Genomic DNA, 19130 nt, shown 5'->3' with positions numbered 1-19130 from the left:
ACGCTACCTCCGTCGCTGTGAGGACGACCTCCCCGAATTGGACAACTGCCGGGACGACCCGGCATCTCATTTGAGGTTGCCCATGCGCTCCCCTCTCGATCGCCTTCGCCATGCGCTCAGTTTCGAGGTTATCGGCCTGCTTCTGGTCGTTCCGCTCGGCGCCTTCGTCTTCGGCATGTCCATGCACGACATCGGCGTGGTGGGCGTCGTAAGCGCCACGCTCGCCGCTCTCTGGAACATGGTCTACAACTATATCTTCGACCACATCATGCAGCGCCTGTTCGCCACCACGGAGAAGGCATTTCCGTCGCGCGTGGTCCATGCGGTCCTGTTCGAAACCGGCCTGCTGATCGTACTGATGCCGTTCATCGCCTGGTATCTCGGCATATCGCTGTGGCAGGCGCTGGTGATGGATATATCCTTCGCGCTGTTCTACATGGTCTATGCGCTCGTCTTCAACTGGGCCTATGACATGGTGTTTCCGCTGCCGGAATGGGCGGAGGAATAGCGGCAAACGCGCCAGAGCGTACGGAGAGCAACCATACGTCGGCTTGCCTCGTGAGGCGAGAGGACATTCCAAATTTGTCTTGATGAGGAAATGGCGCGCTCGGGAAGATTCGAACTCCCGACCCCCAGATTCGTAGTCTGATATGGGAGCTGTGCATAGCAGTGCACAGAAATGCCAGAAAATGAATAAAGCCATTGTTTTCAGGTGATATAGCTTTACCGGCGATGCAGGCTCGTGCAAGATGATGCAGAGAGACGCAGCTATTTTGTGCCCCCGGTGTGCCCCCAGAGCGGTTCCCAGACTCTGGCAATTGTAACCGATTGGGGGGCCGCGACGGAAGGAAATCGCCTATGAAGCTCACTGACAACCTCGTGAGAAACGCCGTTGCCGAGGCAGGCAAGCGAACCGAAATCAGAGATGACATTGAACCCGGCCTCATTCTTCGCATCACGGAGACCGGCGTTAAGAGTTGGTCGGTGCGATATCGAAACCAGGCAGGAGAGCAGCGCCGGAAAAGTCTCGGCAAATATCCAGCCATAGGCCTCGCCAGAGCTCGCGAGGAAGCGCGCAGAGCCAAGGGTGCGATATCGTCTGGAGCGGACCTCGTTGCGCTGGAGCAAGCCAATAGGGCCGAACAGCGGCGCCAGAGACTAAACACGATCTCGGGCCTCGCTGAGGCCTATTTTGAAGCGGCAACAGAGGGGACGCACAGGGGCGGCTCCAAGTCGAAGCCAAAGCGGGCAAGCACAATCCGCGAGGAACAGCGCATTTTCACAAAGCTGGTTGAACCCACCTTCGGCAAAATACCGGTCAGCAAATTGACCCGTGTTGAAATCCGTGACTTTGTTTCGAAACAGACAAAACTCTCCAATTCGAATGGCCGGCACGTTCGGAACGTGATCAGGCAGTTGCTGAGCTTTGCCGTGAGCATGGGCATGATCGATTCAAACCCTGCCATGGGGATCTCTGCCCCCTCCTCCGTCCCTCGCGAACGGGTGATGACAGACGACGAACTGAAACTGTTCTGGAAGGCTTGTGTGTCGCCGGAGAGCTTCGACAAGCTGACGCTGCCGAGGCACATGGGAATTGCTCTGAGGTTTGCCGCTGCCACGCTGCAGCGCCGTGGCGAGGTTATGGGTGCACGGTGGAGCGAGTTCGATTTGGAAAGCCGGGTATGGTCTATTCCGGCTGGTCGGATGAAAGGCAAGCGCGCTCATGCGGTTCCGCTCAACGATATGGCAATGCAAGTGCTGGCGGCTGCAAGGCACGAAATTGGCGGGGTGGAGTATGTGTTTGAATCGTCGCGATCTGAAAAGCCGGCGCCTGTGGACTCCCACCTGTTGAGCAAAGCCATGAAGCGAATTGTCACGGCTCTTGAGATGGAGCCAGCTACACCGCATGACCTGAGACGAACAGGGGCCACAATGATGACCAGCGAGAGGATTGGCGTAGCGCGTTTTGTAGTGTCGATGGTGCTCGCTCACAGCAGCGATACGGGTGGAGCCGCGGCGGTCACTGGTATCCACTACGACCGCAACGACTATCTGCCACAAAAGCGGCATGCGCTCGATGCATGGGGGGCGTTGCTGGAGGAGATTGTTACGGGGAAGCAGCGCCCCGATAATGTCACAAAAATGAGCAGAACAGGCTAAGCACGGACCAGCTTCAAAACGACCCGACTCATGCCATCCGGCTCGACGGTGCTGATTTCGAACCGTCTCGCATCGTCCAGCGTCAGCCGGTCCCCTTGGCGGATATCCTTCGCGGCGGGATATCGAACCACGTCGACCGAGAACTCGAAACGCTGGCCATGCACGAGCGTGCGGAAGTCGTTGCCATTGCGATCGCGCGCGCCCTCTTCGATCTGCGCATATTCAGATGCTTCCGAGAACACCCCCTTGAGCAGGATCTCTTCTCGCTGAGAATCACTCATGGGGCGTCCATTGGGTGGGTGGGTCATAGGATCAACCGTAGCGCCCACCGCGAAGGTGCGGTCAACGGTGCGGCTTGCAACGCGGTCGAGACGGTCGAATATGGACATGCGCTTCCCCTTTCGTGGATGCTCCCCGCCCTCCCGCATAGGGGCTGCGGGGTCCAGGGGAGCGTGCCTTTCGGCGGATGTGTCGTTATCACTTACCTCGACCGAGGTGAGTCGGCTGGCTTCCGGGTGATTGTTTTGAACCGTCACGATCACCGGCGCGACGGAGGAAGGCGGTTACCCGCCCACCTCAAGCGCGAAGCACCACAAGGCGCTCCACGTTGGGTTGGGCTCACAGGCCCGGATTGCGGACAGCGCCGCGCCAGTCGATCGCGCCAGCGCCGAAATGCAGGACGGCACGGAATTCGGTGCCGAGACGCTCGAAGCCATCGCGGCTGTCGATCTGGGGGCCTTCGTAGCCGCTGAGGTAGCTCCATTCGAAGACGGGCTGGGCGGCGGGGTCGGCAAACAGGTACCAGGACTTGTCTTCGATGCGCGGCTCCACGACCAGTTCAAGCTTGCCGGCGAACGGATTCTGCTCGCTGACGGTATTGGCTGCCAGCACGGCTAAGACCTTCTCGGCATCGGTCTCCAGCTCGGACCCGACGAGGAGGAATTTCGGGGCGACGCTGATCTTCTCGCCTCCGGGCGCCTTCAGGCCGCGGAAGCTCTTGCGTGCGACCGAAAGACCAGCGACATCCAGCGCAGCGCCGGTCAGAAGGTTTTCATGGCCGGCATGGAACAGGGTCTTGTTGTCCTCGCCCATCACAGGGCCATTGCCAGCATCGCCGACCAGAAGCTCGAACAGGAGCTTGGCCTCGGTCTGAGCCGCCATTCGGCCCGCCTGAGTACTCCAGTCGCCAAACGCGCCAAGGTCGTCGTTGACGATGGCTTTGAAGCTGAGAGCAAAGATCCGGCCGAAGGACTCCACCGCGTAGGACTCGGCACTTTCGGCGCGGGTGGTTGCCCGGATTTCTCCGCTTTCGGATACCTTTTCCAGCAGTCCGGCGTCAGAGACCTTCAGTTTGGTTTTCGGGCGGAAGTCGGTCGCGGTGCCACGGCGAGCAAGAGCCGACTTCAGCGGCGACTCTGCCAGTTGATACGCGCTCATGAGAACACGCTCGCCGGCCGCCTGCAGGAGAAGCGGAAAATCGGATGCAGTGTGCATGCCACGATAGCCGAGGATCTCTTCCCTCGACATCATGCTCGTATTGACGCCGCGGGCCTCCAGGAGGCCGCGAGCGTGGTCCATGAGGGTGGCGCCCATGAAAGCGCGGCCCTCGCCCTCTGGCGCTCTGCCGGTCATTCGGGCGACGAGAGAATCGGTGCGGGCGGCAACCTGGCTTTCGAGGTTCGTGTGTCCGGTAGTGCGCGGGATGACGAGTCCGTTCGTCGGAGTCTCGTTTTCGCGCGCCATGAGGTGTTCAATGACGACGTCGCGGAAGCCATCGACGGACGTATCTTCCTCGATCGCGCGGGTGACGAGGTCGTCCGCAACATCGATCTTGGCCATACGAGCAACGGCGTGGATTTCGGCGATGCGCTTCTTTTCAGCACGGGTGATGGTCTGCGTTTCGGTCATGGGGTTTTCCTCTCTGGGGAATTGGCGGGTTTGTGCATTGGGGTCGGCTGGTACTGCGACGACGGAAAGCTCCATCGGCTGCCACTTCGTGGCGCGCACGGTCGCAACACCGCCGCTCGGCGCCTCTGTCTTCTCGACATCCAGAATGCGGTAGCCGACGGATACCGAGAGCCTATGCCCGTCCTCAAGGTCACGCATCAGAGCGTCGGCCCGTTCGTTGCGGCTGAACATGATTGTGACGATGGCCTGCCGGCCTTCGAACCGAAGCGAACCAGGCACCACGGTTCCGAGGCGGGAATCGATCGACCAACTGTCGTGGCTATCGAGGAGCGCCATCGAGTCCATGCGGGCGGTGTCCAGCGCTGCCGGTGCACACACGAGTATCTCATCAAAAAGGCCGTCCTCGAAGGACCGGCGGCGCACAGGCGTCTCCGTGGCAAGGACTGCGTCGATCGTGCGGGTTTCGGGGTCGAAGCTTGAGAGCCGTCCGGTGGCGCGAGTGAGAAGTTCAGGCATGGGACCGGTTCCTCTGCGCTTTCGGCGTGTTCAGACGCTCCAGAGCGCCTTGAACCATTGCATGTAAAGGGATGATAGGAGCTGCTGGAAACCGCTCGAGTATTGCCACCAGGTGCCGATCAGAAATGGCGTGCAAGCGGAATGCGCACCCTCCGCAGTCGACAAGGATGATCCACCCTTTCCGTTTTTGATCGGCGCAAAGAAATCTGACAATATCCCGTGCTTCGGCGACGAGATTCGTTGCAACAGAAAAAGTGAACCCCATTTCTTTGAGGTGTCTGGCCACAATTATGCTGGCACCATCGCTCAAACTGAGCGGACGACCTCTCCTGATACCCACCGCCGTGGCGATGCGCATCACCTCCATCGGCACAACCTTCAGCTCTCGAGCGATTTGTGATTGCCGCAAGCTTAATTCATCTGTTCGCTGCAACTTCCGCCTCATATATCATAACAAAAAATGATACATAAATAGTATTCAATCAAATAATATCATGAATAAAACGGATAGCAATGCTTAGTGTTGACAGCTCAGCATCGTCGAACCGATGTTCCATTAACAAGTGATTAGCTTAAATTGGCGAACGGAGATTCGATGGAACTCGCCCACCTAGACAGGCTCGTTGAGGTTAAAGTCGGAGAAGATAAAGTAATCCGACATTTGAGCGAGTTCCGCGATCAACCCTATCTCGTCCTGCTCGGAGAACCGGGTGCAGGCAAATCTTCAGCTTTAAAGTTCGAAGCTACTTCGGAAGGCGGCTCGGTTGTCACTTGCCGAGAGTTGCTGAATGGTTTGGCAAAGCAGGGTCACAGCACGTTTTACCTTGATGCTCTTGACGAGTACCGATCTGACGGCAGTGGAAAAGACAAAATTCTGAAACTTTCTGCTGAAATCTCAAAAAGAAATATTACCCGTTGGCGTCTTACCTGTCGCTCCGAAGACTGGCGGGAAAACTCTGACGTCATGGCGATGCGCCATGCTGCCAATAACCAATCCATCGTCGAGGCTCACCTTCTCCCGTTGAGTGACGACGAGGCGATAACGCTTTTGAAATCGTTCGGGCAAAGTCAGCCAAGCCAATTCCTGGACCAGGCCTACACGCGCGGTGCAGATGCTTTTTTACGAAATCCGCTCAGCCTTCGGTTGCTTCACTCGGTCGTAACTAAGGCAGAAGACTGGCCTACTACGCGATTTGAACTTTTCGAAAAGGCGACAACCCAACTCACTTATGAGCACGATTCGGACCGAGCAAAAGATGACGACATACCTGGCGTTCAGGAAATGCGCGATGCCAGCTCAACAATGTGCTTTTATCTTTTAGCGACTGGAGCCAAGGCCTTTTGGCATTCAAATTCGATGCCAACGCAAGCTGGCCTTTTGGGCACAAATGACTTGGCACTAGATCGCACAACGGTTTCTGCCGCGCTAGACACCGCGCTTTTCCGAGGCGAAAGGAGCGTGTTCCAGCCTATGCATAAAGCCGTTGCCGAATTTCTGGCCGCACGCTTCCTGTCAGCCAAGGTAATCGGCAACAATCGCACGCCGGCTTTTCCACTCGGTCGCGCTATCGCGCTGATCACTTCGAATGATCAAAAGGCGCCTAGTGAGCTCCGGGGGCTATACGCATGGTTCGCAGCTCACCTGCAGAAATCGGGGGACGCGTTCGGAGCTAACCGACTTATCCGGAGCGATGCAGCGACGGTTTTGGCGTACGGCGATGCTTCTGTCTTTGATACAGAGAATCGCCGGGATATTCTGCTCAATCTCGACAACGACGACCCTTACTTTTTGGCGTCTCAGGATGATTCTACGGTGTTTGGCAGTCTCGCAGGAGATGATCTCGCCGCCGACTTCGCTGATATCCTTGATTCACCGGTGAAAAGCCAACTGCAGTATTCTGTGTTGAGAGCGCTGGCGGATGGCGGGCCAGTTGTCAGAATACAGCCTAAGCTTCGTGAAATTGTTCTCGATGAAACTCGTCCAGTATGGATGAGGAAACGAGCCGCTGAGGTCTTCACGAGCAAGTCATCCGACCCGCAAATGGCGAGCAGAGAATTGCTCAACGATCTCGCTTCAAGGGAGATGACCCTTAATCAGGCTATAGTCCGTGCCGACATTATGGCCGACATCCCGCCGGAAGAAATTTCTTCCAAAGAGCTTCAGCTTCTGCTGTCGGATTTTGATCGACTTCATAGCGGTCCGCGAAGTCAAAGTCGTGCGGCAGAGACCAACGGGCTGACTCGCCTGACTATTGCTTTGAAGCGCTCGCCGCAGATGGCACTTCTGGACGGTCGAGTCGGGATGAATAGCACGCGGCGGCGGCACACCTCGCAGGTTCAGTCACTACTCGACCAGCTGTTTATTGCAGCGCTAAATGCCAATCCAGATATCAATGCAGTACGATGGTATTCTTGGCTCGAGAACCTAAGGGCGAACTCGTGGGATGTGCTTGATGGCGAAGTCATCACCGCTATTCAACGATGGATTGATCGCGATCTAGCTCACCGTGAGGTGGAACTCTTTCTGACGCTCAACGACAGTGCCCCCGCTGACGAAAAAGAGTGGTTTGTAAGTTCGAACTATATCACCATCACAGGAAGACAACCAACTCAGTTAATTTCCAGCGCGCTCATAGAATCCGCAGAAAAAATGCGAAGGGGACTGAGACGCAGGCGCTTATTCAGGGTGGCCGCTTATGCAGCGAAGGGCCAGGACGACTGGTTAGAAATGCGCGATTCCATTGTTTCTCTGCTCAGACGCGAAGGCAGTAATAAGAAATTCATAGAGTCGCTACTGTCAGATTCGAGTGCCAAATGGAAGAAGAGAGAAGCCAAAGAGAATGCCGCTCGCGCAGTTGAATTGGAAAAATCGCGAACCGCATTTGTAGCAGATTTAGTGCCGCACATTGACGCTATCGCTACAGCTGATCCCAAGCAATTTGGAGTGCTTCATTGGGGCTCTCTGTGTTACGAAGAATCGTTTGTCGAATCACAAACCACACCACTAGAGACAATCACAAAGTACTCCGATGAAAAAATTGCTCACGCCATAGTGGAAGGCCTCGTTCAGTTCGTAACTCACGGAGACATAAAGCTTGGCATCGATAAACTTGCGATAGCGAAGGCCAACCGAAAGTCATTTCGGCAGGAGACTGTAGTAGCTGCGGGTTTACATTATGCGCTCTCAACCGGTCGAGTGTCCGAGCTTTCTGGGTGTAGCAACACAACTGCGATAATCGGGCTTAAGCACTCATATTTTGCCACTAGTGGAAGGCCATCGATCGTAGACTGGTCGGTTGGTCAGCTTGCTTCTGAGCCGAATGGTGGATCACAAGCAGTGGTTGACTACTGGATCGCAGGGATAAATGCGGGTGCTGATGATCTGGATTGCATTTATTTGCTTCAAGATAGCGACAAAACAGGATTTATTTCTCTTTGCATAAAGCGATTGTTCAAAGCGAAACTAAATCTACCGGTCAGAGCGCTAAAGCAAGCGCTGAACGCTGCCGGACATGCAATGAAGTTAGAAGATCTTATCGACATAGTTCAACGGTTTGGCGACTGTCAGAGCGAGTTTGGCGAAGAGCAGCAAAACATTTGGAACTTTGTCGGATTGGCTCTTTTGGCGTCAAAGTTCTCAGATGAGCTATCGCCGGATGAACAATTCAATGCTCTTCTCGCTGCCGACGAAGGGCTTGCGGATACATTCGAGTCACTGTGCCCTGAACCAGATTTACTAGACCTCCTTAGAATTGAGCGGCTTGGCCAAGTTTTCGCCTATGATGATAACTGGAAGTGGCTCGACACACCAAGCGCTGCTGTGAGGGGGGCAATACATCGCCTTGCGGCGTCCTCTTCGCCGTCAGTAGGTGCTCAGTTGAAGGAGCTTGCACCGTCTGTCGACCCAAGTTGGCGGGCTGAGATCAATCACGCCGCTGCAGAGCATGCTCGCAAGCTTCGCGATGAACAGTTTTGTCCTCCGTCGCTAGATCAACTGCGGAAAGCTCTTGAAGGCGGTGCGCCAGCGAATTCGTCTGATCTCGTAGCAATCGTTGTCGAAGAACTCCAGCGATACAAAAGCACGCTTAGGACTGCTAGCGAGACCCCTTGGAAACGCTTTTGGAACACAGATCAGCATGGGCACGCCACGGATCCTCAAGTCGAGAACGAAGACAGGGATCGATTGCTTGAGCTTCTAAGACCAAGATTTGAACGATATGGGATTGTCGGCAGTTTCCCTGAGGCTCGTCGCGGAGAGAACACCCGAGCAGACATTCTCTTGCTAAATGGCGCCGGCAAAAACCTTCCTGTTGAGGCTAAGCGTCACTACAACAAGGAGCTATGGACCGCCCCCGTCGATCAGCTTTCGGGATATGCGTCCGACGAAAATGCTTCGGGATATGGGGTCTATCTAGTTTTCTGGTTTGGCAAGGACAGAAGCCTTCCCACCAGAGACGATGGCGCTCCACCGCCCGAAACTGCTGAGGAACTCGAGGCTATGCTCATCGAGGATTTACCCAGTGCTTTGAAAAACAAGTTTACGATCATTGTTCTCGACGTGGCGAAACCCAGTTAGCTGAAAGAGGAATCGGAACTGCACTTTTCCTTTTCCAAAAAACGCTCGAATAATGCGCTGCCGCTCGCCCGCGGTCTGCTATTTTTCCGGAAGAACCTAGAGACCGGGGGGCTGCTCGGCCCTCACCGCCCCGCCTCATCGACAAGCTCAATGTGGAGCGCAGCAGCAAGAAGACGGCCATCGGCGAGCCCCTCTTTATAGGTCGCGCAACGACCGACGAATTGTCCGTCGAGTCTGCCTCCGTTTAGCGATAGGACGTATGGCCGGTCAGTGACACGCTCTGCCGTCTGAAGAGATCTGCCGCCATTCTCGCGATGCATCGTGATTGTTTGGTGAGCAGCTCGCCACAAAACGAGCTGGCAAAAGTCATCCAGAGGCCTGTGTCGACGTGCATCAGAATTTGCCATAATCGGGTCCACTTTCAAAACGCTCGGCCAGTTCTGCGGATGCCGACGGGTTTATTTTGCAGATGGCCGACGGATTTGACCAACACTCCGAGCCTTTCAGGAAGGAGCCGATCATTGGAGCCCGCCTTCCCGCGCCACGCGCACTGCCTGCGGCAGCGCAAGGCGGAGTTCCTGTGCCGCCTCATCGGCCATGTGTTCGTCGTCATAAAGCGCGGCGATCTGCGGCCCCTTGCCCTCTTCCAGGATGAGCAGGGCGAACCGACGACGCGGCCGGTCAAGCTCGATTGCGAACATGCCGACTCCTTCGACCATGGCCGCCTCGTAGCCCACCAGGGCCGGGCGAACAGTGATCGATAGCGGTCCAGTTTGGACCGGTATTGAGTTGATCGTGTTGGTCATGCGGTGAGCCTTTCGAGGTGATGAATTGTCGCGGAGGGGGCTCGTTCTTTCGCCAGTTCATCAAGCTCAGCGAGACGAGCGCGCAGAGCGTCCCCCAGGGCATCAGCTCTGGTGATCGCCGCGCCGCGACGCATGCCCGCCAGCATGCCACCGCGAACGACATTCTGATCGAACGCGATGAGGGCGCGCTCTCGCGTCAGCCGCCGCCGCATTTTTCGGATGCGAGCAGCTTCGCGACGAACAAGGTCCATATCGGATTGAACGAACGGAACAACATCAACCATGAGAAGCCTCCCTCTGAGTAACACAACCACCGCCGAGTTCATCCGATATGTGATGAGTCTCAACACGGGAAACGTCAGCGGTTGTGGAAAGCTCGTCTATAAAAGAATCCGGCGCAGCCGGTTGGTAGTTACCTTCGTAGTTAAGGTGGTGCGCCATGGAACCTTTAAAGGTTCCACCATGGAACATGTTGCCTTCGCGCAACAACTCGAAAGCCTCCGCCTCAACCGACCAGCGATCGACCGGATTCAACCGATAGGCGAGGCCTCTGAGCGACCGGCGACTTTCGCTCACAGCAAGCCTTCTGACATTCAAAGGGAGGTCTTTGATTCGAACCGGCGTAAAGGCTCCGATCTCGAACGATCGTCTCAGCGCTTTGCCCAGGTTGGGGCCGCGCGAATAGCCCAGCTCGCGAGCGATACGGCCTTGCGAGGGCCAGGCGTACAAGTGACTGGAGTTCACGAAGGTCCAGACGCGGAGGGCCGCTACCTTTTCTGTCGCAGAAAGGCCAGTGTGGAGGAGGATGGATTCGTGCCATCGCCGCAACGTTTCCTGCCCGCTTACCGCCGCTGTGCGGTCAAGCTCGCGGCAGGCCGCCGCAACGTCGTCTCGGTCGACGCCGAGCTGCTCGGCGAGGCGGTCGGCCTCGCAGAAGCGGCTCAGCGCGACGCGTTCACGTTCGTCTGCGGGAAGCGCAGCGATGTGTTGTCGAAGCGCGGCCTTCATCGGACAGCCTCCCGAGCGGCAAGACGAGCGTTCAGTTCATCCTCAAGCTGCCAGTCAAAAAGGCCTGGCCCCTCCAGGATGAGGCCAGAGATTCCATCGCAGATCGTCCAGCCGCCGACTGTTCTCGATTTTTCGATGTGCAGCCCGAGGCGAGCGGCCTTCCGGCGAACACGGCGATCGAAGGCAATTTCGCGGCGGCGGTTTTTCGGTGCGTAGCGGAACCATCCGCGAGACCAATGGGGTGCGCGCTTGGTCATGGGCGGGCCTCCGCATCTCGAGCGGCGATCCGAGCACCAACCCAAGCGTCGATCTCAGCCTCCGGCCAGGCTACCGACTGGGCTCCCAGCCGAACCGGTCGCGGAAACTCGCCGCGCGCGATTTGATTGTAGACCGACCGTCTGCTCAATCCGACGCGGTCGACGACCTCACTAATTTTGATGAGCCTGTTTTTCGTTCCAGTTTCGTTCGACTTCATAGACACACATTTTCGTTCACAGCCTTGGCCAACGGGTGGGGCTGTCGATTAGGGTCTCAAACTGGTCGCATATTCGCGGGGTGGCGGGATGCATCTGCATGCACCGCTGAGCACAAGATGGGGGTTGGTATTTTAGCACGCAAGAGCCATCGTCGCAGACCGACACTATTGTCGGTTCCGAAACGTGCCCCCAGCGTGCCCCCGAGAGAAACGAAATCGCGAATGCTCTCAATTGAAGCAAACAAGAGGTTGATTTTGTTAGGGAAAATGGCGCGCTCGGGAAGATTCGAACTCCCGACCCCCAGATTCGTAGTCTGGTGCTCTATCCAGCTGAGCTACGAGCGCTTGCCTTTGCGGTCGCCGCTTCTGTCTGCGGCGTGCGAAACGGCTTCTAGAACCTTGCGATTTGGAATGCAAGCGGATTTCCGAAAATTGTTGTCATTTTCCTGAAACATCAAAACAGGCGGCGGCGCGAAGCCCTTAGCTGCCGGCTTCGCTCTCCTCGCGCCAGCTTTCCAGCATCACCGGGCGATCGGGAATTTCGATGCGGAACAGCGTGCCCTGGCCTGCCTTTTCCACAAGCCCGATCGTGCCGCCATGGGCGAGCACCAGCTCGCGGGCGATGGCGAGCCCAAGCCCCGTGCCGCCGCTGCGGGCGGAGCCGCGGAAAGCGGCGAACAGGTTCTCGCGCGCCTTCTGCGGCATGCCGGGCCCGGTATCGTCGATCGTCAGCGACACCACGCTGCCGTGGCGCTGGGCGGAGACCGTCAGACAGTTGACCGATTCGGCCTTGGCCTGCTGACCGAGCGCCTCGACGCTGTTTCGGCAGAGATTGAAGATAACCCGGAACAGCTGCTCAGGGTCGGCGTCGATCTTCAGCCCTTCCGGCACCCGGTTGATCCATTCGATCGACGGATCGGCTGAGAGTTCGAGATAGTCGTGGACGTCGTTGACCAGCGAATGCACATCTATCATCCGGCGGTTCGGCTCGGCCTCGGAGACCTGGCCATAGCTCAGCACCGATCGCGAATAGAGGGCGGCCCGGTCGATCGCGCGCAAGAGTTTCGGCGCGACCCGTTTGACGACCGGATCATCGATCCCAGCAATGCGGTCCGACATCAGTTGCGCGGCGGACAGGATATTGCGCATGTCGTGGTTGATCTTCGACACGGCCAGACCGAGTTCGGCAAGCCGCTTCTGCTGGCGCAGGGTCTTCTGCAATTCGCTCTGCATGGTGGCCAGATGACGGCCGGCAATGCCAAGCTCATCGGGTTCCGCGCTCGGGCGGAATACGCTCTCCGGCAGTTCGGGATGTTCGGAAAACGCCTGCATATTGGCGATCTGGCGCCTGAGCGGGCGCACCAGCATCGAATTCAGCCGGAAGAAGATCAGCATCGCGGTGACGGAGGACAGCAGAATGCTGAGCGCGAAGATATTGCGCGCATAGATCAGCAGCGCATGGCGCAATTCATCGTCGGAGATCACCAGTTCGATGATCGCGTCGCTGTCGCCGATATTGCCAAGGATGCGGATCGCCCGGTCACCGCCGAACAGAAGCTCGTCAAAGGCATCGACCACCGCCTCCACCGGGCCGACATCGGTCAGATCGTAGCTGCGGCTGATTTCGGGCGGCATGTCGGTCACCGCCAGCAGTTGCGACATGCCGTCCTTCCTCAGCACGATCGCCTTGGTGCCCGTCGCCATCAGCGTCTCGTCCTGAAGCGCGCGCGGCAGCGACAGCGGCTGCAGCCCGTCGATGACGGTGACCGCGGCGGCGGCGGTGTTCAGCCGGTCGTCAAGCCAGCGCAGGCGCATGGTGGCGACCGCCGGCACGAAGAACACGATCTCGGCAAACATGATGATGGCGACCGTCAGCAGCAGGATGCGCCCGGAGAGGCCGGAGAGAAAACGCGGCATCGCGACGCCGTCGGCGCTGACGCGTGGAGATGCACTTTCCGTGCCCCGAGGGCGGTTTTCAGACCGCATCCGCTTTCTCCGATTCAACCTGGAGCCATACTATGCCCGAACGCCGCAAATGCAAAACCGGGCCGCGCTAGCTGCGACTTCTCAGCCGCGCGATTGACAATTCGCGGCGCTTTCCCTTATAAGCCGCGCAGTTTCGGCTCTGCACCCGGATTTTTTGCGGAGCGAACGAACATCAACCACACGCTTAACCGGTTTCGGCCGGTTTTCAAGAAGGGCCGCACACCGCGGTATTAAAACAAATGTCTACCAAGCGTACCTATCAGCCTTCCAAACTCGTTCGCAAGCGCCGCCACGGCTTCCGCTCGCGCATGGCAACAAAGGGTGGCCGCAAGGTCCTCAATGCACGCCGCGCCCGCGGTCGCAAGCGTCTTTCGGCGTAAGGGCGTTTCGCCCTTATGTCCGGGCCCGATAAAAAGGCCGAAGTCGGACGGCTGAAGACCCGTCCACAGTTTGTCGCCGTACAAAAGGGCGAGCGGCGCAAGGGGCCCCTTTTTCTACTTGAAGTTCTCGACCGACGCGAACCCCAAACGGGGCCTCGCGTCGGTTTTACTGTTACAAAACGGCAGGGCAATGCCGTCGCGCGCAACCGCATTCGCCGCCGCCTGAAAGAGGCGGTTCGCCTCAAGGCAGCGTTTGCAATGCAGCCCGGTTGCGATTATGTCATCGTGGGCCGCAGCGAGGTGCTTGATGCGCCATTTGCGCGGCTTGTCGATACGCTGGAATCGCGGATCTCGAACCCGCCTCAAATCCGACGGAGCCGAAAGGCTTCCGCACCAGGAACTAAAGATGGAAAATAACCGCAATTCTATGATCGCGATCGGCCTGACGGTCCTGATCGTCCTCGCCTGGCAGTTCTTTTTCATGGGTCCGCGCATGGAGGCGCAGCGTCAGGCCCAGGAACAGGCCGCCCTGCAGCAGCAGACGCAGGAACAGACCGTCTCGCCGGACGGCGCGACCACGACGCCCGCCGTCTCCGGCCAGGCCGGGGCAAACGGCGATGCGGTATTTTCCCAGTCCGGCGCGCAGCAGGCCACCGCGCCGCGCGTCAAGATCGAAACGCCTTCGCTCGAGGGCTCGATCAATCTGGCCGGCGCCAGGATCGACGATATCAAGCTCAAGGATTACCACGTCACGGTTGACCCCACGAGCCCGATCGTGACGCTGTTCTCGCCGGCCGACACCCAGAACGGCTATTTCGCCGAACTCGGCTTCGTGCAGGGCGACAATTCCGGCACGGTTCCGGGCCCGCAGACGGTCTGGACGCTCGAAAAGGGCACCGAACTGACGCCGTCGACCCCGGTGGTGATTTCCTACACCAATGATGCCGGCATCAAGTTCACCCGGACCTTCTCGATCGACGACAAATACATGATCACCGTCGACGACAAGGTCACCAACAATTCCGAAAAGCAGGCCTCGGTGACGCCCTATGGCCGCATCACCCGCTTCAGCCTGCCGGACGAGCCGTCCGCATGGGTTCTGCACGAAGGCTTCCTCGGCGTGTTCGGCGATGATGCCGGCGTGACGTTGGAAACCTACAAATCGGTCGACAAGGAAAACCAGAGCTTCGACGGCGCGACCGGCGGCTGGTTCGGCGTGACCGACAAATACTGGGGCACCGCCGTCATTCCGCAGGCCAACGTCAATTACGACGCGCGCTTCTCGCATTTCACCGATGGCCGCGCGCGCTATCAGGCGGATTATTCCGACAACGCCGCGCTGACGATTGCGCCCGGCCAGTCGGCCGACCTGAAAACCATGGTGTTTGCCGGCGCCAAGGAAACCAACACGCTGACGGCCTATGAAGACCGGTTCAACATCCGCCTCTTCGACCGCATGATCGACTGGGGCTGGCTGTGGTTCATCACCAAGCCGCTGTTCCAGCTGATGGACTTCATCTATCATCAGGTCGGCAATTTCGGCGTCGCGATCCTGATCACGACCGTCATCATCAAGCTGATCTTCTTCCCGCTCGCCTCCAAGCAGTACGCCTCCATGGCCAACATGAAGCGCGTGCAGCCGAAGATGACCGAGCTGAAGGAGCAGTACGGCGACGACCGCATGGGCCTGCAGAAGGCGATGATGGAGCTCTACAAGAAGGAGAAGATCAATCCGGTCGCCGGCTGCTGGCCGATGCTGATCCAGATCCCGATCTTCTTCGCGCTCTACAAGGTGCTCTACGTCACCATCGAAATGCGTCACGCGCCGTTCTTCGGCTGGATTCAGGACCTTTCCGCGCCTGATCCGACCAGCATCTTCAACCTGTTCGGCCTCCTGCCCTTCGCGGTCCCCGCCGTTCTGATGATTGGCGCATGGCCGATCATCATGGGCATCACCATGTGGATGCAGATGCGCATGAACCCGACGCCGCCCGACAAGACCCAGGCGATGATCTTCAACTGGATGCCGGTCGTGTTCACCTTCATGCTGGCGAAATTCCCGGCCGGTCTGGTGATCTACTATGCCTGGAACAACACGCTCTCGATCCTGCAGCAGTCGATCATCATGAAGCGCCACGGCGTCAAGATCGAGCTGTTCGACAATCTGAAGGGCATGTTCCGCAAGAAGAAGCCGGCTTCGGAATAGATCTGGCGAGCTCGCCCCTCCCGGAGAGGACTTAAATGGCGGCAAACGCCTCAAGGAAAACACGCCCGGCACCCTTGCCGGGCGTTTTCTTCATGGTAAGGATCGGGATATGACCCAGCAGATCGCCCAGGATGCAGCGCTTTTCGCCCGCCCGTGGATTTTCATCCGCGGCGTGCCGTCGATGAAGTTCCTGCCGCCGGAAGGTCCGGCCGAAGTGGCGTTTGCGGGCCGGTCCAATGTCGGCAAGTCCTCGCTGATCAATGCACTGCTCACCCAGAAGGGGCTGGCGCGCACTTCCAACACGCCGGGCCGCACCCAGGAACTCAACTATTTCGTTCCCGACGGCTATTCCGGCGAGGGCGAGGACCTGCCGCCGATGGCGCTGGTGGATATGCCCGGCTACGGCTATGCCCAGGCGCCAAAGGCGCAAGTGGAGCAGTGGACCAAGCTGGTGTTCGATTATCTGCGCGGCCGCGCCACGCTGAAGCGCGTCTATGTGCTGATCGATGCCCGCCACGGCATCAAGAAGAATGACGAGGACGTGCTCGACCTGCTCGACAAGGCCGCCGTCTCCTATCAGATCGTGCTAACCAAGAGCGACAAGATCAAGCCGCCGGCGGTGGCCAAACTCCTGGCCGCCACCGCGGAAAAAATCCGCAAGCGTCCGGCCGCCTTCCCCGCGATTCTCGCCACCTCGTCGGAAAAACATGACGGTCTCGATGATCTGCGTCAGGCGATCATCGACACGATCAATATGTGATTGCGCGAAAAAGGCCGCCCCGAAGGGCGGCCAAGATTACACCGGGGTGGGTGTTTCCCGCCGGGTCTTCTCATCATGTATCCGGTCGGTATCGAGCAGTTCAGAGCGAAGCCCGCTCCTGACGCTGTCAGCTCGAACCTTCTCATCTCTGAGTTGCCTCGTCGGACTATTCCCCTTTTGCGTGTCGTATTCGCGGCGAAAAACAGGTATTCCGAAGGAAACTGCATCGCCCGAGACCAGGATGATGAAACCGCCCGGGGGAGGAAGAGGGACAGCGCGAGCCATCCCTCCCCGGGGGCTGCCGCCCCTGTTCAGCCAATCATTGAGGTTCGTTGACCGGCCGGAAGCTGGAGCTGGCTTCCGGCCGCGAAGCCTCAGCTGGCCGGCAGCAGAACCTTGTCGATGACATGGATGACGCCATTCGACTGCTCGACATCGGCGATCGTCACCTCGGCCACGCCGCCGTTTTCATCGGTCAGCGTGATGGTGCCGTTCATTTCCTTCGCCTTCAGCACGCAACCGCCCACGGTCGGCACGTCATGCTCGCCGCCATCATCGGCGATCATCTTCTCGATCGCGGACGACATCGCATCCGCGGCGACGACGTGGCAGGTCAGAATCTTGGCCAGCGCGTCCTTGTTTTCCGGCATCAGAAGCGTGTCGACCGTGCCGTCCGGCAGCGCGGCGAAGGCTTCATTGGTCGGCGCGAAGACGGTGAAGGGTCCATCGCCCTGAAGCGTTTCGACAAGACCGGCGGCCTTCACGGCGGCGACCAGCGTGGTGTGGTCGGCGGAATTCATGGCGTTTTCGACGATATTCTTGTCCGGATACATCTCGGCGCCGCCGACCATCGGATTGGCGGCGAAGGCCGCAATCGCGGTGCCCGAAACAAGCGCGGCGGCGACGGCGGTTTTCTTCAGAAGTGCAAACATGAATTTCTCCTCAAACTTTCGTGTTCCGCCAGTCCTCATGGCTGGCTATGAAACAAAGGACGAAAGCCTGGACAGAGAAGTTTCAGATTTCTTCGATTTTCTTTTAGGTACCTGTTTTACAAAGATATTTTCTTGAAACTCAGAGCGATCTCAGCTCCCCGGCGGCAATCACCGGCCCGGTCGGCGCACCCGAGGGCGAGCCGCCGAACGGCTCGATCGTGACCGCGAAGGAAGCGCCGGCATCGATGCGGCCGGCGACAGTGCGCGGCACCGCGATTTCGCCCTCGCCGGTCTGCGGCAATACGCCGAGCGACAGCGGCGCGTCGTCGCCCGCGATCAGCCAGAGCTCCAGCGAACGTTCATCCGCCGCGCCGGCGGCAACCGGCGTGAACGTCACGATGCCGTTGCGCGCATTGTAGCGCGCCACGAGATTGACGGCATTGTCCGGCCCGCTGAGTTCGGCCAGCAGGGTCGGCTGGGCCTCGGACAGGAAGCGCTCGCTTGCAAGAAAGGCGACGGCGAAGATGATCGCGACCGCCGCGACGCCGCGCCACAGCGCGACCGAATCCCAGGCCCGGCCGATAAAGCCCTGCTTCTCCTTGCCCGTGCCGAACAGCCGGGTTTCGATGGCGCCGCGCATATAGGCCGGCGGGGCCACCTCGCCATATTCCTCGTCGAGCGGCTCGAGCCTTGACTGCCAGGCATGCACCAACGCGGCGAAGGCCGGATCGGAACGCATGCGCGCCTCGGCCGTCTGCCGCGCGTCCCGCGACAGGGTGCCCAGCACATATTCGCCGGCAACGACGCTGTCGTAGGGCTTGTCGCCTGATGTGTCTTCCGGCGTCGTCATGCTTCCAGGCACTCTTTCAGTTTGATCAGGCTGCGGCGCAGCCGGGTTCGCATGGTGTTGAGCGGAACCTTGTACTGCTCCGCCAGTTCATTGTAGCTCAGCCCCTGCACATAGGCATCCTTCACGGCCGAGGCCCAATCGGGCTCAAGACGCTGCATGCAGTGGTCAATTCTACGACCCTCGCTTTTCAGGTGGGCGTCTTCTTCCGGCGTTCTGGCGCCATCGGCGAGATCGTAGACATCATCGATATCGCGCGTCGCGGGCTTTTTCTGCCGGAGCCGGTCGATTGCGTGGTTTCGGGCGATGGTGGCAAGCCACCCCATCGGCGAGCGTCCATCGGTCGAGAACGTGCCGGCGCGCTGCCATATCCGCACGAAGATATCCTGCAAGGCGTCCTCCGCCTCGCCGCGTTCGCCCAGTATACGAAGACAGATCGCAAAAAGTTTCGGGCTCGCCTGCTCATAAAGCAGTTCGAACGCGCTTCGATCGCGCATCGAAATCCGGGAGATCAGAACGCCGAGGTCTTCACCCGCCATGAAAGCCCTGCCCTACCATTGCGTTCCATTC

Annotated in this window: 19 protein-coding genes and 1 tRNA gene; 7 read left to right on the top strand and 13 right to left on the bottom strand. The window is 58.6% G+C overall.

Annotated features, from left to right (window positions below; all coding sequences use genetic code 11):
- Nucleotides 1–82: 82 nt before the first annotated feature.
- Both V6765_RS07890 and V6765_RS07885 read left to right on the top strand, forming a co-directional pair.
- Nucleotides 83–508 carry a PACE efflux transporter gene (locus V6765_RS07890; RefSeq protein ID WP_448427559.1) on the top strand — a complete coding sequence of 142 codons (426 nt, stop codon included), beginning with the start codon at nt 83–85 and terminating at the stop codon, nt 506–508.
- Nucleotides 509–858: 350 nt separating this feature from the next.
- Nucleotides 859–2160: a tyrosine-type recombinase/integrase gene (locus tag V6765_RS07885; protein WP_448427558.1), complete on the top strand. Its 1302-nt coding sequence runs from the start codon at nt 859–861 to the stop codon at nt 2158–2160.
- Here the strand turns inward: V6765_RS07885 and V6765_RS07880 are convergent.
- The 3 genes from V6765_RS07880 to V6765_RS07870 form a co-directional block, all read right to left on the bottom strand.
- The gene (locus V6765_RS07880; protein WP_448427557.1) at nt 2157–2549 is read right to left on the bottom strand and encodes a hypothetical protein; all 393 of its coding nucleotides are present in this window, start codon (nt 2547–2549) and stop codon (nt 2157–2159) included. The two genes, V6765_RS07885 and V6765_RS07880, sit on opposite strands and share 4 nt — an antisense overlap.
- Before the next feature lie 229 nt (nt 2550–2778).
- On the bottom strand, nt 2779–4584 hold the full coding sequence (locus V6765_RS07875; protein WP_448427556.1) for a prohead protease/major capsid protein fusion protein: 1806 nt from the start codon (nt 4582–4584) through the stop codon (nt 2779–2781).
- Nucleotides 4577–5017 carry a hypothetical protein gene (locus V6765_RS07870; RefSeq protein WP_448427555.1) on the bottom strand — a complete coding sequence of 147 codons (441 nt, stop codon included), beginning with the start codon at nt 5015–5017 and terminating at the stop codon, nt 4577–4579. Before V6765_RS07870 ends, V6765_RS07875 begins: the two co-directional genes overlap by 8 nt.
- 162 nt (nt 5018–5179) lie before the next feature.
- On the opposite strand from V6765_RS07870, the gene V6765_RS07865 reads away from it, so the two are divergent.
- The gene (locus tag V6765_RS07865; protein ID WP_448427554.1) at nt 5180–9160 is read left to right on the top strand and encodes an NACHT domain-containing protein; all 3981 of its coding nucleotides are present in this window, start codon (nt 5180–5182) and stop codon (nt 9158–9160) included.
- Nucleotides 9161–9678: 518 nt separating this feature from the next.
- Here V6765_RS07865 and V6765_RS07860 read toward each other — a convergent pair.
- The 7 genes from V6765_RS07860 to V6765_RS07830 form a co-directional block, all read right to left on the bottom strand.
- A complete protein-coding gene (locus tag V6765_RS07860) occupies nt 9679–9966 on the bottom strand; it encodes a hypothetical protein (RefSeq protein WP_448427553.1) in 288 nt (95 codons plus the stop codon).
- On the bottom strand, nt 9963–10250 hold the full coding sequence (locus tag V6765_RS07855; protein WP_448427552.1) for a hypothetical protein: 288 nt from the start codon (nt 10248–10250) through the stop codon (nt 9963–9965). The genes V6765_RS07860 and V6765_RS07855 overlap by 4 nt, the downstream gene beginning before the upstream one ends.
- Nucleotides 10243–10974 (bottom strand): hypothetical protein, encoded by a 732-nt coding sequence (locus V6765_RS07850; RefSeq protein ID WP_448427551.1) that lies wholly within the window; start codon nt 10972–10974, stop codon nt 10243–10245. Before V6765_RS07850 ends, V6765_RS07855 begins: the two co-directional genes overlap by 8 nt.
- Nucleotides 10971–11231 (bottom strand): hypothetical protein, encoded by a 261-nt coding sequence (locus tag V6765_RS07845; protein ID WP_448427550.1) that lies wholly within the window; start codon nt 11229–11231, stop codon nt 10971–10973. Before V6765_RS07845 ends, V6765_RS07850 begins: the two co-directional genes overlap by 4 nt.
- The gene (locus V6765_RS07840) at nt 11228–11449 is read right to left on the bottom strand and encodes a helix-turn-helix transcriptional regulator (protein WP_448427549.1); all 222 of its coding nucleotides are present in this window, start codon (nt 11447–11449) and stop codon (nt 11228–11230) included. Before V6765_RS07840 ends, V6765_RS07845 begins: the two co-directional genes overlap by 4 nt.
- 268 nt (nt 11450–11717) lie before the next feature.
- A tRNA-Arg gene (locus V6765_RS07835) sits at nt 11718–11794 on the bottom strand.
- Nucleotides 11795–11929: 135 nt separating this feature from the next.
- Nucleotides 11930–13435, bottom strand: a complete 1506-nt coding sequence (locus tag V6765_RS07830; RefSeq protein WP_448427548.1) for an ATP-binding protein — start codon at nt 13433–13435, stop codon at nt 11930–11932.
- Between the two features lie 239 nt (nt 13436–13674).
- Between V6765_RS07830 and rpmH the strand changes: the two genes are divergently transcribed.
- From rpmH to yihA, 4 genes are all read left to right on the top strand, one after another.
- Nucleotides 13675–13815: a 50S ribosomal protein L34 gene (gene rpmH / locus V6765_RS07825; protein WP_079920770.1), complete on the top strand. Its 141-nt coding sequence runs from the start codon at nt 13675–13677 to the stop codon at nt 13813–13815.
- Nucleotides 13816–13830: 15 nt separating this feature from the next.
- A complete protein-coding gene (rnpA, locus tag V6765_RS07820; RefSeq protein ID WP_448427547.1) occupies nt 13831–14232 on the top strand; it encodes a ribonuclease P protein component in 402 nt (133 codons plus the stop codon).
- Nucleotides 14222–16021 (top strand): membrane protein insertase YidC, encoded by a 1800-nt coding sequence (gene yidC / locus V6765_RS07815; RefSeq protein WP_448427546.1) that lies wholly within the window; start codon nt 14222–14224, stop codon nt 16019–16021. Before rnpA ends, yidC begins: the two co-directional genes overlap by 11 nt.
- Nucleotides 16022–16130: 109 nt before the next feature.
- Nucleotides 16131–16781 carry a ribosome biogenesis GTP-binding protein YihA/YsxC gene (yihA, locus tag V6765_RS07810; RefSeq protein ID WP_448427545.1) on the top strand — a complete coding sequence of 217 codons (651 nt, stop codon included), beginning with the start codon at nt 16131–16133 and terminating at the stop codon, nt 16779–16781.
- A gap of 374 nt (nt 16782–17155) precedes the next feature.
- On the opposite strand, the gene V6765_RS07805 is transcribed toward yihA, so the two are convergent.
- The 3 genes from V6765_RS07805 to V6765_RS07795 all read right to left on the bottom strand — a co-directional run bounded on the left by V6765_RS07805 (nt 17156) and on the right by V6765_RS07795 (nt 19099).
- Entirely contained in the window at nt 17156–17713 is a 558-nt protein-coding gene (locus V6765_RS07805; RefSeq protein ID WP_448427544.1) for a fasciclin domain-containing protein, read from the bottom strand.
- A gap of 139 nt (nt 17714–17852) precedes the next feature.
- Nucleotides 17853–18563 (bottom strand): anti-sigma factor, encoded by a 711-nt coding sequence (locus tag V6765_RS07800; RefSeq protein WP_448427543.1) that lies wholly within the window; start codon nt 18561–18563, stop codon nt 17853–17855.
- On the bottom strand, nt 18560–19099 hold the full coding sequence (locus V6765_RS07795) for a sigma-70 family RNA polymerase sigma factor (protein ID WP_448427542.1): 540 nt from the start codon (nt 19097–19099) through the stop codon (nt 18560–18562). Before V6765_RS07795 ends, V6765_RS07800 begins: the two co-directional genes overlap by 4 nt.
- Nucleotides 19100–19130 lie beyond the last annotated feature (31 nt).

The sequence above is a fragment of the Martelella sp. FOR1707 genome, from assembly GCF_053484265.1.
The sequence above is the reverse complement of the archived record's forward strand: the minus strand, read 5'-3'. Positions and strand labels throughout refer to the sequence as shown.